Source organism: Sphingobium jiangsuense, from assembly GCF_014196495.1.
GTDB classification, from domain to species: Bacteria; Pseudomonadota; Alphaproteobacteria; order Sphingomonadales; family Sphingomonadaceae; genus Sphingobium; species Sphingobium jiangsuense.
The window spans coordinates 380,243-393,812 of sequence record NZ_JACIDT010000003.1; the positions used below are offsets into that span (position 1 = coordinate 380,243).

11 protein-coding genes and 1 pseudogene are annotated in these 13,570 nt (G+C 61.1%); 6 read left to right on the forward strand and 6 right to left on the reverse strand.

The genetic code is table 11. From position 1 onward, the window contains the following. Nucleotides 1-31: 31 nt before the first annotated feature. On the forward strand, nucleotides 32-1,306 hold the full coding sequence (locus GGR43_RS06755) for a tyrosine-type recombinase/integrase (RefSeq protein WP_120216668.1): 1,275 nt from the start codon (nucleotides 32-34) through the stop codon (nucleotides 1,304-1,306). On the opposite strand, the gene GGR43_RS06760 is transcribed toward GGR43_RS06755, so the two are convergent. Then, nucleotides 1,294-1,503: a DUF5818 domain-containing protein gene (locus GGR43_RS06760; protein WP_343054461.1), complete on the reverse strand. Its 210-nt coding sequence runs from the start codon at nucleotides 1,501-1,503 to the stop codon at nucleotides 1,294-1,296. The genes GGR43_RS06755 and GGR43_RS06760 overlap by 13 nt on opposite strands. A 12-nt stretch (nucleotides 1,504-1,515) precedes the next feature. Next, nucleotides 1,516-2,175: a lytic transglycosylase domain-containing protein gene (locus GGR43_RS06765; RefSeq protein WP_120216667.1), complete on the reverse strand. Its 660-nt coding sequence runs from the start codon at nucleotides 2,173-2,175 to the stop codon at nucleotides 1,516-1,518. 127 nt (nucleotides 2,176-2,302) lie between these two features. Here GGR43_RS06765 and GGR43_RS06770 point away from each other — a divergent pair, with 127 nt between their 5' ends. Together GGR43_RS06770 and GGR43_RS06775 are read left to right on the forward strand one after the other, a co-directional pair. Then, on the forward strand, nucleotides 2,303-3,211 hold the full coding sequence (locus GGR43_RS06770) for a DUF7146 domain-containing protein (protein WP_188071165.1): 909 nt from the start codon (nucleotides 2,303-2,305) through the stop codon (nucleotides 3,209-3,211). Nucleotides 3,212-3,314: 103 nt separating this feature from the next. Continuing rightward, entirely contained in the window at nucleotides 3,315-5,783 is a 2,469-nt protein-coding gene (locus GGR43_RS06775; protein ID WP_188071166.1) for a strawberry notch-like NTP hydrolase domain-containing protein, read from the forward strand. Between the two features lie 137 nt (nucleotides 5,784-5,920). On the opposite strand, the gene GGR43_RS06780 is transcribed toward GGR43_RS06775, so the two are convergent. From GGR43_RS06780 to GGR43_RS06790, 3 genes are read right to left on the reverse strand one after another with little or no spacing between them, the layout of a single operon-like run. Next, entirely contained in the window at nucleotides 5,921-6,925 is a 1,005-nt protein-coding gene (locus tag GGR43_RS06780; protein ID WP_093067882.1) for a tyrosine-type recombinase/integrase, read from the reverse strand. Continuing rightward, entirely contained in the window at nucleotides 6,922-7,836 is a 915-nt protein-coding gene (locus GGR43_RS06785; protein WP_188071167.1) for a tyrosine-type recombinase/integrase, read from the reverse strand. Before GGR43_RS06785 ends, GGR43_RS06780 begins: the two co-directional genes overlap by 4 nt. After that, the gene (locus GGR43_RS06790) at nucleotides 7,830-9,377 is read right to left on the reverse strand and encodes a tyrosine-type recombinase/integrase (protein WP_188071168.1); all 1,548 of its coding nucleotides are present in this window, start codon (nucleotides 9,375-9,377) and stop codon (nucleotides 7,830-7,832) included. Before GGR43_RS06790 ends, GGR43_RS06785 begins: the two co-directional genes overlap by 7 nt. 164 nt (nucleotides 9,378-9,541) lie before the next feature. On the opposite strand from GGR43_RS06790, the gene GGR43_RS06795 reads away from it, so the two are divergent. The 3 genes from GGR43_RS06795 to GGR43_RS06805 all read left to right on the forward strand — a co-directional run bounded on the left by GGR43_RS06795 (nucleotide 9,542) and on the right by GGR43_RS06805 (nucleotide 12,469). After that, the gene (locus tag GGR43_RS06795; RefSeq protein WP_425502163.1) at nucleotides 9,542-11,272 is read left to right on the forward strand and encodes a strawberry notch C-terminal domain-containing protein; all 1,731 of its coding nucleotides are present in this window, start codon (nucleotides 9,542-9,544) and stop codon (nucleotides 11,270-11,272) included. A 61-nt stretch (nucleotides 11,273-11,333) separates the two neighbouring features. Next, a complete protein-coding gene (locus tag GGR43_RS06800) occupies nucleotides 11,334-11,747 on the forward strand; it encodes an MbcA/ParS/Xre antitoxin family protein (protein WP_007011065.1) in 414 nt (137 codons plus the stop codon). After that, nucleotides 11,744-12,469, forward strand: coding sequence for an RES family NAD+ phosphorylase (locus tag GGR43_RS06805; RefSeq protein WP_120216664.1), 726 nt, complete (start codon nucleotides 11,744-11,746; stop codon nucleotides 12,467-12,469). The genes GGR43_RS06800 and GGR43_RS06805 overlap by 4 nt, the downstream gene beginning before the upstream one ends. Before the next feature lie 253 nt (nucleotides 12,470-12,722). Here the strand turns inward: GGR43_RS06805 and GGR43_RS06810 are convergent. Next, nucleotides 12,723-13,460 (reverse strand): annotated as a pseudogene (locus GGR43_RS06810) (IS110 family RNA-guided transposase); the annotation flags it as partial. Between the last annotated feature and the right edge of the window lie 110 nt (nucleotides 13,461-13,570).

Sequence of the window (13,570 nt, forward strand, 5' to 3'; positions counted from 1 at the left end):
TACAAAAAGCTACCTAAGGTAGCAGGATCATATGGCGAACAAGGTTGGTTTGACAGATGCTCGGATCGCAGGATTGAAAGCGCCTGCAAGCGGGCAAATTGAGGTCGCTGATGGCATCGTGACCGGCCTGCGGCTCCGAATGGGAGCGAGCGGCACCAAGACTTATATCTTGCGTAAGCGCGTCCAAGGTAAATGGTTGAACGTGACTATCGGGCGGCATGGCCCGAATTTTACTCTTGCACACGCCCGTCGGAAGGCGCGGGACCTGCTCGTCGACGTTGAGCAAGGCAAAAGCATCGCCAGAAAGCCGGGAGCTAAGAGGAAGGGATCGAATGGTGTCGGCACCGTCGCCGAACTATACGAGACATACCTGGCTCAACAGATCGTCGGCAAAAAGCGGAGCGCGAATGAGTTCGACCGGGTTTTCCGCAAGTACATCGAACCTGAGCTAGGCGACCGCCTCGCCGATTCGATCACCCGAAGCGACGTCAGCCGCTTCGTAGAGAAGATCGCATTTGAGCGGGGCAAGGAAACCCTGACGATGGCTCGCATCGTTTATCGGCACCTTTCGACGTTTTACTCATGGGCGCTCACCAGACTTGAAAATCTGCCAGCCAATCCGTGCCGGGACGCCTGGCGCCCAAAACGGAGCGAGCCTCGCGACCGGGTGCTCAGCGATCGAGAGGTCGCTGCACTGTGGCAAGCCGCCGTCGAGGATGGCTATCCGTTTGGCCATCTTGTGCAGATGTTGATTCTCACAGCCCAGCGCCGGGGAGAGGTGCTCGCCGCCACTTGCGACGAGTTCGACTTCAAGGGGAAAGTTTGGACTGTACCAGGAGATAGAGCGAAAAACGGCAAGGCAAATGTGGTGCCTTTATCCGCACAGGCCCTCGAGGTCGTCACCGACATCTTCACGGCCGCCGGGATCGCGCCTGAAGATGCTCACAAGCAATCCCAAATTCTATTGGCATCCAAGGTGACCAGCACAAACAGTGTCAGTGGGCTGTCAAAGGCCTGGAAGCGGATAAGGGCAAGCGTGGACGAGAAACTCGGCTATGAAGCCGCTCATTTTACCATGCATGACATTCGCCGGACGGTGGCGACCGGACTGCAGAGGATTGGAATACCGCTGGTCGTTTCAGAGGCCGTTCTCAATCATCAGTCCGGCTCGGCAATGGCTGGTGTCGCCGGGGTTTATCATCGGCATCAGTACACGAATGAAAAACGCGAAGCTCTCGCACTGTGGGGCAGGGAGGTCCTACTGATCGTCGCGAAATATCCGCCGCAGGATAGTCAGGAAGAATGACTCTCCACCCCGAGCCAGTCGGCGCGTATCCGATCCATGCCCGCGACAACGCCTTCAACGGTCACTGTATATCCAATGAAGTCCTCACGAACATCATCGCCTTCGATAATCCAGACATCGTCAGAAGTGGTAGTCAGGATCATTCCGCGTCTGCCACCGCTTAGCGTTCCTGACACTCGTATCCGACCCGCGCTCACAACGTCCCCCGTTCAAAAACGCCAATGGCGCAGCACTTCGCGCACATAGGCCGGCGTCTCGCCATTGCGAGGAATACCGCCTGCGCGCTCGACGGCTCCTGGACCTGCGTTGTAGGCAGCGAGGGCCAGATGAACCACCCCGAACTTGTCCAGCATCTGGCGTAGGTATCGGGCCGCACCCAAGATGTTCGCCTTGGGATCGAAGCGATTTGAAACGCCAAGGTCCCGCGCTGTCCCTGGCATCAATTGGCCCAAACCTGCGGCGCCAGCCTTGCTGACGGCCATGGGATTATATCGTGATTCCGTCCATACAAGAGCGTCGAGAAGGCCGCTTGGTAGCGAGTATTGAGCCTCAGCAGCGTAAACATGAGGAAGGTAGCTTGCCCGACGGAAGCCCGATGGCGCGCTGTCTTGGGGCTTTGGATATCGATAGGGCAGATAGGTTCGACCCGCATCGGTAGCCGGCGGCTCGGACGAGGCCGTTGGAGGCTTTCTCCAAATGCCATGTTCGACGAGACGAAAGCCATCGGTTCCTTCTGCAACGCGGAAGCCGTCGGTCGTCAACTCCGAGGCAACGGTCATCTGAGGGGCTTCCGACTCCTGCGCGTGGGCGGGGAGGACGAACCCAAGTCCTGCCGTTGCTACTGCGGCTACTGCCGATTTCAGTCTCATTCCCGAATCCTTTAGTGGTCGAATCGGGAAAGAACATATATAGAACATCTGATGTAGGAAAATGAAACGTCAGCGACGCAGAGCGGAGGCTGCGCGGGTGGAGGCACGTTACGATGGAGATGCCCCCATGCGCCAACACCGATCATCCCAATTCCAAGGCGGGCAATTGGAAACCCGCGCGCGCAAGATAGTCGAGCAGTTGGGCGGTGTTTGGTCGCGTTCGCGCGGAATGTGCTGCTGCCCGGCCCACGACGACCGCACTCCTTCGCTAAGCATCACACTCGGAAAGCGCGCAATCCTCGTTCATTGCTTTGCCGGCTGCACGAACGAGGCAGTGATAGAAGCCATGGCCGGGCTCGGAATACGAATTGCGGACCTGTTCGATGGCACGAGTGGTCCGATCGTGGCCGAACCGCGCGAGGAAGTCGCCAATCGGAATGCGCTGAGGCTCTGGCGTGAGGCGTCGACCATCGCTGGCAGCCCCGCCGAGAAGTACCTCGTGTCCAGAGGCATCACGATTTCTTCGCCGGAGCTGCGTTTCCACCCGCGTATGCCGCTGGGGCCAAAGGGTGCTGTCCGGTTTCTACCCGCGATGGTGGCGGCCGTGCGCAATGATGCCGGAATTCTGGCGCTGCACCGCTCCTTCCTTGACCTGGACAAAACCAGCTTGGCTTCTTTCGATCAGCCCAGGCGTGCGTTAGGTAGCCCCGGTTCTGGCGCGGTGCGTTTCGCGTACCCGGATGGCGGACGCCTTGGCCTCGCAGAAGGAAACGAAACGGCCCTCTCAGCGATGCAAATGTTCAATGTTCCCTGCTGGGCGACGCTGGGAAACGAACGCTTCGGCTTGGCCACAATCCCGGAATCTGTGCGCCAGCTGTATCTCTTTGTCGACAATGATGCGGGCGGGCGCCTTGCCGAAGAGCGTGCGCGAGATGCCTACGCTTGCGAAGGGCGGCTGATTGTCACCAGGCGTCCGGAGCTAACCGGCGACGACTGGAATGATGTGCTCATGCGCTCAGTCCGAGCTGCGGTCTGAATGTCGGTGAGAGGAAAGCGGGCTTGAGGCCTTTTGAGGCCCCCGGGCGGATCCATCCGAACGGACACCCGGACAAACCCAGGGCCTCTTCAGGAGGTCTCTCATGTCACACGCAAATACCGCTTTTGCATTCTCCGATCCCGCCGAGCCGAAAGTGTTGGCGGCGGCGAGGGCACTGGCCGCGCGGCTCGCTGCCGATCAAGCAATTTCACGGCTCACTGTGAATGCAACAATGGCAGATCACTTCGGCGGTAGCGACGCCGAAGGACGCTGGTCCATACGCGATGCCCATGCCGCACTTGAATTGGCGCAGGTGCTATTCTTGGCGCAGGCAACTGAATTATCTCTCACGATGCCATCCAGCGCTGCCGATGAGGCTTTCACGCGCCTTGAAGGTCTGGTCCCGACCCAGTCCAACCGGAGCGATGAGCAGATCGAGTGGCAACAATTCGCAACGCCGCCCCGTCTGGCCTGGATGGCTGTAAAGGCATGCGCGATTTCTGCCGCTGAACTGGTTCTCGAGCCGTCGGCCGGGACCGGGATGCTCGGCGTATGGGCGGCAAAGGCAACTGCGCGTCTCGCTCTCAACGAGATATCGCCGCTGCGCCGTGAATGTCTGGGCGCCGTGTTTCCGGAAGCGACAGTCACCGGATTTGACGGGGAACTGATCGACGAACTTCTCACGCCCGACGTGGGTCCGAGCGTGGTGCTGATGAATCCGCCCTATTCACATGGTATCGAGAGGGGCCACGATAGCCGCACTGGCGACCGACACTTGCGTTCTGCTTGGAAGCGCCTTCTGCCCGGTGGCCGCCTGGTCGCAGTGATGCCAGAATGGTTCGAGCTTCCGAAGTTCCTTGCCGGGATCGCCGGTCCCGTCTCGTTGCGCCTCAACGCGACGATCGAGCGCGGTTTCGTCAAGCAGGGCACATCGATCTCAACCCGGCTCCTGGTTCTCGACAAGGCTGAGGATAGTCACAGTCCGATCATCGCCCAGCCGGCAAACTTTGCCGAGCTTCATCTGCTGATCGATATGCTGCCTGACCGGGTAAGCTTGCCCGCCGAGCCCAGCATCGGCATCAAGTCGGCATTGCCGCTTCGGCTGGTGGCGAACAGGACGAAACCGGTTCCACTTAGGGGCCATCCAGCAGTTGCGCTGCCGTCGATCCTGCCGCTTGAATTTACTCCGCTCGAAGCACCTGCGCCGATCGAAAGCCAGGTTGGGCATTATTTGCCTTACCGACCGAGCCGGATCTCGATTGCAGATGCGGTCCCGCATCCGACCCCGCTGGTCGAATCCGTCGCGATGGGTTCGATAACTGCACCCGTGCCCGAAGTGATGCCTCAGCTTCCTTCGAGCATCATTGCTGAAGGCGTCTTATCCGCTGCACAGGCCGAGACCCTGATCTATGCCGCAAGCGCGCATGCCCGCGATCTGCCGGGCCGGTTCGAGCCCGACGACAAGGGCTGCGCCTTGAAGGCGAGCGCCGAGGGATGCGCCTACCGTATGGGCTACTTTCTTGGTGACGGAACCGGTGCGGGAAAAGGCCGGCAGGTCGCTTCCGTCATCCTCGACCGATGGGTGAGGGGCGAACGGCGCCACATCTGGATTTCCAAGAACGAAGCTCTGCTCGAAGATGCCCGCCGCGATTGGAGCGCGCTCGGCGGCCTTCCCATCGACGTCCAGCCCCTTGGCCAATGGAAGCTCGGTGTCCCGATCGGGATGCGCGAAGGCATACTCTTCGTCACTTACCCGACGCTGCGTTCGGGCCGAAGCGACGCAACCCGGCTCGAGCAAATTCTCGAATGGGCAGGGGAGGACTTCGACGGGCTCATCGTCTTTGACGAAGCCCATGCGATGGCCAACGCCGCTGGCGGGGAGGGCTCACGTGGTAAGGTCAAGGGTTCGGAGCAGGGCATTGCCGGTGTTCGCATCCAGAATCTGCTGCCGCGCGCCCGCGTGCTCTACGCTTCGGCGACCGGGGCATCCGACATCAATAATCTCGCCTATGCCACCCGTCTTGGCCTTTGGGGTCCCGAGACGGCTTTTGCCAATCGCGAAGCCTTCGTCGCAGATATCCGCGATGGCGGTATCGCTGCAATGGAACTGGTCGCGCGCGATCTGAAGTCACTGGGGCTGTATGCGGCGAGGGCCCTTTCATTCGCCGGAGTTGAGTACGAGATTCTGGAGCATTGCCTGACCCCCGACCAGGTAGCGGTTTATGACGCCTATGCAGACGCCTGGGCAATCATTCATGCCAACCTGCGCGAAGCTCTCGAGGCAACGCGGATCGTCGACACTGACAGTGGCGAGACACTCAATTCAGGTGCCAAATCGGCTGCGCTTTCGGTGTTTGAAGGCACCAAGCAGCGCTTCTTCGCGCAGCTCCTTTTATCGATGAAGCTGCCGAGCCTGCTGCCTGCGATTGATACGGCACTTGCCGACGGCAACGCGGTTGTAGTGCAACTCGTCTCGACCGCCGAAGCCATGCTTAACCGCCGCCTCGCTGATCTCTCCGATGCGGAACGCGAAGCACTCGAAATCGATCTCTCCCCCCGCGAATACGTCTAATGTTGAGCTCAACATTAGATGTATTCTTTGCAGTCGCAGTTTATGTCGAGCGTGGCGGCGGTAGGCGCAGGTTTCCTTCGGTTTTCCATGATTTCACTCCAGATAATATGAGTGCCAGGGGGTTGTCCGGAGACGGGCTAGGCCCGCCTTCGAACGTCGGTGAGCATCGTGATCAGGGCATCGGATGGCGGCTTGAAGCGCCCGGGCTTGATGGCAGGAGCGCCGTGCGCCGCGAGAATCTGCAGCTTCTCCTCGGGATCGGCGCGCAAATAGGTCTCGGTGCTCTGGATGCTGGCATGGCCGAGCCACAATGCGACTTTGCGAATGTCCCCTGTCGCCGCGAGCGTGTGCATTGCGCAGGAATGGCGCAGCACGTGCGGTGTCACGCGCTTTCCAAGGATCGACGGCTGCTTCGTTGCCGCGGTCTTGACGTGCTCGGCCAAACGGAACGCAAACCCGTCGCGTGTCATCGGCTGCCCGTTGGCATTGAGGAATATCTCGGCGACCTCGGCTTCGGGGCGGATCGCAAGCCACGCGCGCAATGCGAACTGGGTCTCCTTCCAGAGCGGGAGGACCCGTTCACGCCGACCCTTGCCCAAGATGTGCACGGTCGAAAGCGAGCGATCCGGGAAATCGCGCAGTTGTAGCGTTACGAGTTCCGACACCCTCAGCCCGCCAGCATAGGCCAGATGCAGCATTGCGCGATCGCGGGTGCCAAGGCGTGTCCGGGGATCCGGGGCGTCGAGCAAAGCCTTGATCTCTGCCCGGTCGAGGTAGTCGATCAGCGCCTTGTCGGTCTTCTTGGTAGGGATCGATCTGACGCGAAGGGCCTGATCCAGGCAGGCCGGAATACGATACTCGATGTAGCGGAAGAAGGACCGGATCGCGGCGAGCCTGCCATTGCGGGTCCGAACACAGCTGCCGCGACCGTTCTCGACATGGTCAAGGAAGGCCATGATCATGTCGGTGCCGAGATCCTCGATCTCGAGATCGGTCGGCCGACGCTTCAGCCGATCGGCAGCGAACTGGACCAGGAGGACGAAGCAATTGGCATAGGTCTTCACCGTGTGCGGACTGACAGCACGTTCGCGCGGCAGATGTTCACGCAGGTAGATCGAGAGATGCGGAGCGAGTGCCGTCATGCCGCTTCTCCCCGGTAAAGTTGCTCGCTGGCGGCAGCGATATCGCGCAGCAGCACCGGAGTGGCCTCGAGATACCAATAGGTGTTGGCGACCGACGCATGCCCCAGATATACGCTGAGTCCGGCCATGTGGTGTGCGATGGCTTCCCTGTCGCGCGGACAGGACTCAAGGGAACGCACGGCGAAAGTGTGCCGCAGGTCGTGTAACCGCATCCCGGCCGTTCCGGTCGGTCCGCGGTATCCGAGCTGCCGGGCCAGCCTGACGAACACCACGTGGGCGCGCACCTTGTGTGGTGCTCTCCCCCGAATGGTCACGAACAGGTCATTGCCCGTAGCGCCAAGCCTTGCCCGGGTGGCGAGATATGCTTCGAGCGCCTGACGGGTCGATGGCTGCAGGGTAATCAGCCGCTGCTTGCCGAACTTGCCGTTGCGGACGATCAGGCCATCCTCGACCAGATCGTTGCATTGAAGAGCGAGGGCCTCGGAAATCCGGAGACCTGTCGCCGCCAGCAGGCCGAACAGATAATGATACGTGTACGGGCTGATCGTGCCTTGGGGCGCAACGTCCAATACCGCGGTCATGATCGCCCGGACCTGTTCCGGTTCGATGATGGTCGGGGTCGGGCGTGGCCGCTTGCCCCGACCGAAGACGCCCGCAGGCGGAACCTCGTGAGCTGGATCCTCAGCATGAGCGAAAAGGCTGAAGTTACGTACGGCGTCGAACCTATGGCGGGCCACGTTCTGCGAGCTTGCCGTGTGGCACCAGTCGTAAATGCGCTGCACTTGGGTGTGCCGGTCACCGGCGCGGCCGGCGAAATCGGCGTATTGGCGCAGCGAGCGTTCCTGTTCGGAGAACTTCCGTCCCAAGCTGCGATGGAGCGAGACGTATCTGGAAATGTGCATGTTCAGCATGACGGTTCTCCCGGCCATGGCTGCGCGATCTTCATGAGCATCGGCAGATCGACCTTGGCGTAGATGGCAGTGGTCTCAGGCGAGCTGTGACGCAGGATGGTCCCAACGGACTCCAGGCCTGCGCCCGCGCGCAGCAGGTTGGTGGCAAGCGAATGCCGGAATATGTGCGACCCGGTCGGCACTCCTTCGATCCCACCGCGGTCGCGCGTTCGAGCGACGATGCCCGCGATCTCGGCGGACGAGCGGAATGGCCGAAACGGTGCTTGTGCACGCAGGAACAGATGCTCTTCGGCGGCCTCCGGGCGGGCTGCCGCAAGATATGCCAAGATCGCGTCGCCGACATCCTGCGGCAATGGCAGACGGTCCGGTCGACGCGTCTTGCCCTTGACCGTCAGGTGGCCGGACCGCCAGTCGATGTCGTCGAGACGCATGTCCTGAACATCGGCAGCCCTCAGGCCGAGCCTGGCGAGCAGGAGAATGATGGCCTTGTCCCGGACTTCTACCGGACGATCTGTCGGGCAGGCCGCAATGATCCTCTCGATCGTTGCCGGGTCGACGTGGCGCGGCAGCGTCGAAAGGCGGTAGCGCTGCACTGATGGAACTGCATGCAACAATGCAGGCCGGCACTCGCCACGCACGACCAGAAACCGGATGTAGCTCCTCATTATCGTGACGAGCAGCGATGCCGAGCCCGGCGTCTCCTTGCTTCGTCGTTGGAATGCGCTCCTGAGTCCGGCGGCATCCCATTGCGGAGGCTCGCCCAGCATCGGCATGAGCCGTCTGATATCGGTCCGGTAGCGCCGGATCGTCTCATCGGTGGCGCCGCGATGTTGCTTGAGCCACGTGAGGTAAGCCGACATGTGCGGGTCATCGTCAGCCACCGGTTCAACCGATGGGATGACACCGCGGCCTCGCAGGAACTCGACGAAGTGCCGTGCGCATCGCCGCCGCCGCTTCGTGCCCGTGGCGACCAGCTTGCCGCGCTTGCGCCATACCGGGCATCGGCAATCATGCGCAGCGTACTGGTCGATGATCGTGTCGTCGATATCGATCCATTGGCGTCGCGTAATGCGAAGCCAGGCCATGAAATGCTCTGCCTCGGACCGATAGGCCTGCGCGGGTCCCTCGGCGAGTTGCAGGCGGCCGATCGCATCGGAATAGTCGGCGAGGTGCCGTGGCAGATCGTCGATCCCGTCGTCGACTTCGACGTAGCCTTGATCTTCGAGGAACCGGACGAAGCGCCTGACCCTTGCTGCTTGGTCAGCCTTGTAGTGCGCTTGCTGCGCCGAATACCGGTGGCACCGGCACCGATGCTTCTCGAACCGTCGGACAGCCTGATCGTCAATCGTGCGGATCGCGGTCCTATGCCGTTCCAGCCAATGCAGGAAATGGCGGACCGCCGCGCCATACAGAACCGCACAGCCTGACTTCTCGTCGAGGGACAGAGAGGAGAGAAATGCGGTGAGAAGAGCGCCGTGACTGGGCGGGTCTTCGACCCGGAGCGGGGTAGTCCGAAACGGCAGTGATGATCGTGTTCGCATGTTGGCTCCTTCGACTTGCTGAGGTCGACGGAACCGTAGTTATCTGGAGTGAAATCATGGAAAACCGAAGGAAACCTGCGCCTACCGCCGCCACGCTCGACATAAACTGCGACTGCAAAGAATACGTGGTCGATTACCTCACCAAAAGCTTTCCGGTGCGGTTGATGTCCGTGTTTACGGACGAGAACGGCAATGCTCGGTCCGAACCGATGAGTGATGAGAACGGTGCCCCTGTTCTGTGTCATTCGGCGCTTGACGCGCGCGATCGCATGATCGAGCAGCTCTGTGCCTTGCCGCCGATCGCGACGGCGCTCGATGCGATCATCGAACGGTTCGGTGTCGATCAGGTCGCCGAAGTCACCGGCCGTACCCGCCGCCTGATCGTCGGACGCGATGGGCGCCAGGTGCTCCAGTCGCGCTCTCCGCGCGCCAATGTAGCCGAGACGCAAGATTTTATGGACGGGACCAAGCGAATTCTCGTTTTCTCCGATGCTGGTGGCACCGGCCGCAGTTATCATGCCGACCTCGCCGCAAAGAACCAGATGCGCCGGGTCCACTTCCTGCTTGAGCCGGGCTGGCGGGCCGATGCCGCAATTCAGGGCCTTGGCCGTACCAACCGCACCAATCAGGCGTCGGCCCCGCTGTTCCGCCCCGTGACCACCGATGTGCGTGGCGAACGTCGGTTTATATCGACCATTGCACGTCGGCTCGATAGCCTCGGGGCACTGACCCGCGGGCAACGCCAGACGGGTGGGCAGAACCTCTTCGATCCTGCCGACAATCTCGAGAGTACATACGCCAAGGAGGCGCTTCACCGCTGGTTCGGCCTGCTGTTCGCAGGCAAGTTGGAAGCTGTTACGCTTTCTCGGTTTGAGGAATTGAGCGGGCTCAGGGTCGAAGGGCCCGACGGCGCGATGGTAGATGATCTGCCAACAATCCAGCGCTGGCTCAATCGCATCCTCGCGTTGCCGATTGCTCTGCAAAACGGCATATTTGACGAGTTTCTCGGCCTCGTCGAAGCGCGGATCGATGCAGCACGCCAGGCGGGCACGCTCGACATTGGGGTCGAGATCATTGCGGTCGAGCATTACGAGGTGCTGACCGACACGCTACTGCGCACCGATGCGCTGTCGGGTGCGACTACGCATCTCCTGGAACTCGAGATCGCCCGCGCGCTCAAGCCTTTGCGTCTCGAACGGCTCGAGGAACTCTACGGCGTTTCTGGTTCGCGTCAGCAACTTCTGCGTAATGCGCGCTCAGGCCGGATCGGGCTGCTTGTCCCGGCGCGAAGTCTGCTCACCGACGAAGGTATGCGTGTGGCCCGCTTCGAGCTTGTCCGCCCCTTGAAGCACGGGCACATTACCGCCGATCAACTCGAGGAGAGCAACTGGGAAACGGTGGATCCAACCGAATTTCAGCGCCTCTGGCAGGCTGAGGTCGATGACGCCGCCTCAAATCTCAAGCGCGAGCGCCTGCATCTTGCAACCGGCCTGCTGCTTCCGGTGTGGGACAAACTTCCTTCCGACTATGTTCGGGTCAGCCGGATCTCGGCGCGAGACGGACGCTCGCTCTTAGGTCGAGAGGTTCCGCTCCATTGCGTGCCCGAACTGTGCCAGGCGCTTGGGCTGGAAGACGAACATGCCTTTTCAGCAGAGCAAATCGTCGATGCGGTGCTCGGGACAGGGCGACCGATGCAAATCAAATGCCGCGAAGCGCTTACGCTCAAGCGCAGCCTCGTGAATGGCGCGCAGCGGCTTGAACTGGCTGGTTGGTCGGCGTCGCGCCTCGACTGGTACAAGGCACATGGGTGCTTCACCGAGATCATACGCTATCAGACGCGACTTTTCGTCCCGACGACGAACGCGGTGGCGGTCTTGGCGCGACTTGTCGGATGAGGCGCTCCTATATTGCCAATTGGCATCCAAAGTGATATATGATGCCATATGGAGAATGCTCATGTTGGCACTGCAACCCGTTGATACCGTCCCCCATGCCTTCCGGCCCGATCCTGTAACCCAGGAGGAAGCAGCGGCGATGTTCCGCGCCGTGCTGAACCTGTTCGGCAAATGGGAACTCACAGACGAGCAGGCAGCGACTCTGCTCGACATGCCGGTTCGCTCCTACCGGCGGTGGAAGGCTGAGGGTGCGGGCCGTGTCTCGCGCGATGGTGCGGCGCGGCTCTCCAACCTGATGGGTATCCACAAGGCGCTGAGGATCATCTTTTCCGAAGCCCAACGTGGCTACGCCTGGATCAAGGCAGGTAACGCCGCCTTTGCCGGAGCGAGTGCGCTCGACGTCATGCTTGGGGGCGAACTGACCGATATCATGCGGGTGCGTCGCTATCTTGATGCCGAACGTGGTGCCTGGTGATTGATCCCAAGGCGATTCCGCTTGCCCAGGTCGAGTGGAAAGGTGCTGTACGGATTATCCGCAGTGCCTTTCCACCGATTGACCTGTTCGAAGACATTGCAGACCCTGCAGATTGGCCGTTGCTGATCTCCGCAGAGCAAAAAACCAATCCCCGCATTATGGCGACGATCGGCAATCTCGATCTGGTGCCGGCTGATCGCAGGGTAGGCGGCAATGGCGCATCCTATCTGATGGCGCCGTTCACGCATGTTAGCGCGGACCGGCCAAGTCGCTTCACCGATGGGACCTACGGCGTGCTATACGCGGGGGATGCATTCGAAACTGCGCTGTTCGAGACAATCCATCACCATGCCCGCTTCATGGCTCGCACTGTAGAAGCGCCAGGCTGGACCTCACAGTTCCGTGAGATCATCCTTTCGGTAAGCGCTGATCTTCAAGATCTCAGGAGCTTTGCGGCAGGCGATCCCGCGCTAGATCCCGACAACTATGCTGCATCGCAAGCTCTCGCAGTTGAACTCAAAGGGGGCGGGGCCGAAGGTCTTGTCTATCCGAGCATCCGGCATCCGGGTGGTGAGTGTGTCGGCTTGTTCTACCCGGATTGTGCATCCGACCCCACTCAGGGACGTCACCTCGATTACCACTGGGACGGAACAGGTGTCGATCTGGTTCGAGACGCTGGTACAGGGGCGGTGTTTCGGGTGGTAAGCATATCTGGACGTTAGGGTCCATATCTGTAATTTGCGGTCGCTTGGCGGTTGTCCCTTGAGGGTTTCAAGGATCTATCCGCACTCGCCGATGCGAGGATCGGTGGTGCTTTATCGGGTCTCACAAGGCCGGACGTTGCATTGACTCGAAGCGGGCTTGGTGGCCCATCTGTCGACCTTCGCAGATCGTCCGTCCCTGCGTTCCCTCGCGGGACACCGCCATCGGGTCAGCTCGAGAGCATCACCACTGGCATCGGGATGCTACCTCAACTCAGGCCTCGAACAAGGTCCCGTCACGCAGCATGGCGTGCATGATGACAGCGAGGCGGCGGGCTAGCGCAACTCGGGCCTTTCGCAGCCCGCGCCGCTTTGCGATCTTGAGCGCCCAGCTTTTCAGCGCAAAGCTCTGGCGTGTGCGCGTCAAGATCGAGTTGGCCGCTTCGTAGAGGAGCTTGCGGACCGTCCCGTCGCCTTGTTTGGTAATGCGTCCTGTCCAGTCGAGCTCTCCCGATTGGTGTCGGCGTGGAACCAGGCCAAAGTACGCGCCAGCCGTTCGCGATCGCTTGAACCGGCTGGCATCATCAACAGCGGCGGCGAACGCAGCGGAGGTCTGCACACCCACGCCAGGGATGCTCATCAGGGCCTGGCTGGCCGGAGAAGCCAGGCTGATCGCTTTGAGCTGGCGATCCATCTGCCCGATCTCCTCCACGAGGCGCTCGCGGGCCCGAAGGAGCGACGCCACCGCTTCGCAGAGGCCGGGGACAGAAGCAGCCACTCGCATTCGCGCGAGGAACCGCTCGCCCTGGCCCGCGCCGAGCCTGATCCCGAAGGTGGCGCAGAGGCCGCGGATCGTGTTGTCGAGCCGGACGCGTGCTTCGACCAGATGGCCGCGGGCGGTGATGACCGAACGCACTCCGTGCGCGGCCGGCGACTTGACATGCACGTCCTTGTAGAAGCCGGTACGCGCCAGCTGAGCAAGCCCGGCCGCATCGTGCAGATCGGTCTTGTTGGCCTTCATCGCCTTCTGTCCGTCGTCAGAACATTTGGCACAACTCGCGGCGTAAATTAGCGGAGTGCGGGCCTCGTCCTGGGGTTGATATTAAGCGGCGATCTTGCGGT

Excerpts from the sequence above, each read along its gene's own strand:
- GGR43_RS06770 (WP_188071165.1), top strand. The coding sequence starts at position 2,303 with ATGCGCCAACACCGATCATCCCAATTCCAAGGCGGGCAATTGGAAACC.
- GGR43_RS06785 (WP_188071167.1), bottom strand. The coding sequence starts at position 7,836 with ATGCTGAACATGCACATTTCCAGATACGTCTCGCTCCATCGCAGCTTG.
- GGR43_RS06775 (WP_188071166.1), top strand. The coding sequence starts at position 3,315 with ATGTCACACGCAAATACCGCTTTTGCATTCTCCGATCCCGCCGAGCCG.
- GGR43_RS06790 (WP_188071168.1), bottom strand. The coding sequence starts at position 9,377 with ATGCGAACACGATCATCACTGCCGTTTCGGACTACCCCGCTCCGGGTC.
- GGR43_RS06800 (WP_007011065.1), top strand. The coding sequence starts at position 11,334 with ATGTTGGCACTGCAACCCGTTGATACCGTCCCCCATGCCTTCCGGCCC.
- GGR43_RS06755 (WP_120216668.1), top strand. The coding sequence starts at position 32 with ATGGCGAACAAGGTTGGTTTGACAGATGCTCGGATCGCAGGATTGAAA.
- GGR43_RS06765 (WP_120216667.1), bottom strand. The coding sequence starts at position 2,175 with ATGAGACTGAAATCGGCAGTAGCCGCAGTAGCAACGGCAGGACTTGGG.
- GGR43_RS06780 (WP_093067882.1), bottom strand. The coding sequence starts at position 6,925 with ATGACGGCACTCGCTCCGCATCTCTCGATCTACCTGCGTGAACATCTG.
- GGR43_RS06795 (WP_425502163.1), top strand. The coding sequence starts at position 9,542 with ATGTCCGTGTTTACGGACGAGAACGGCAATGCTCGGTCCGAACCGATG.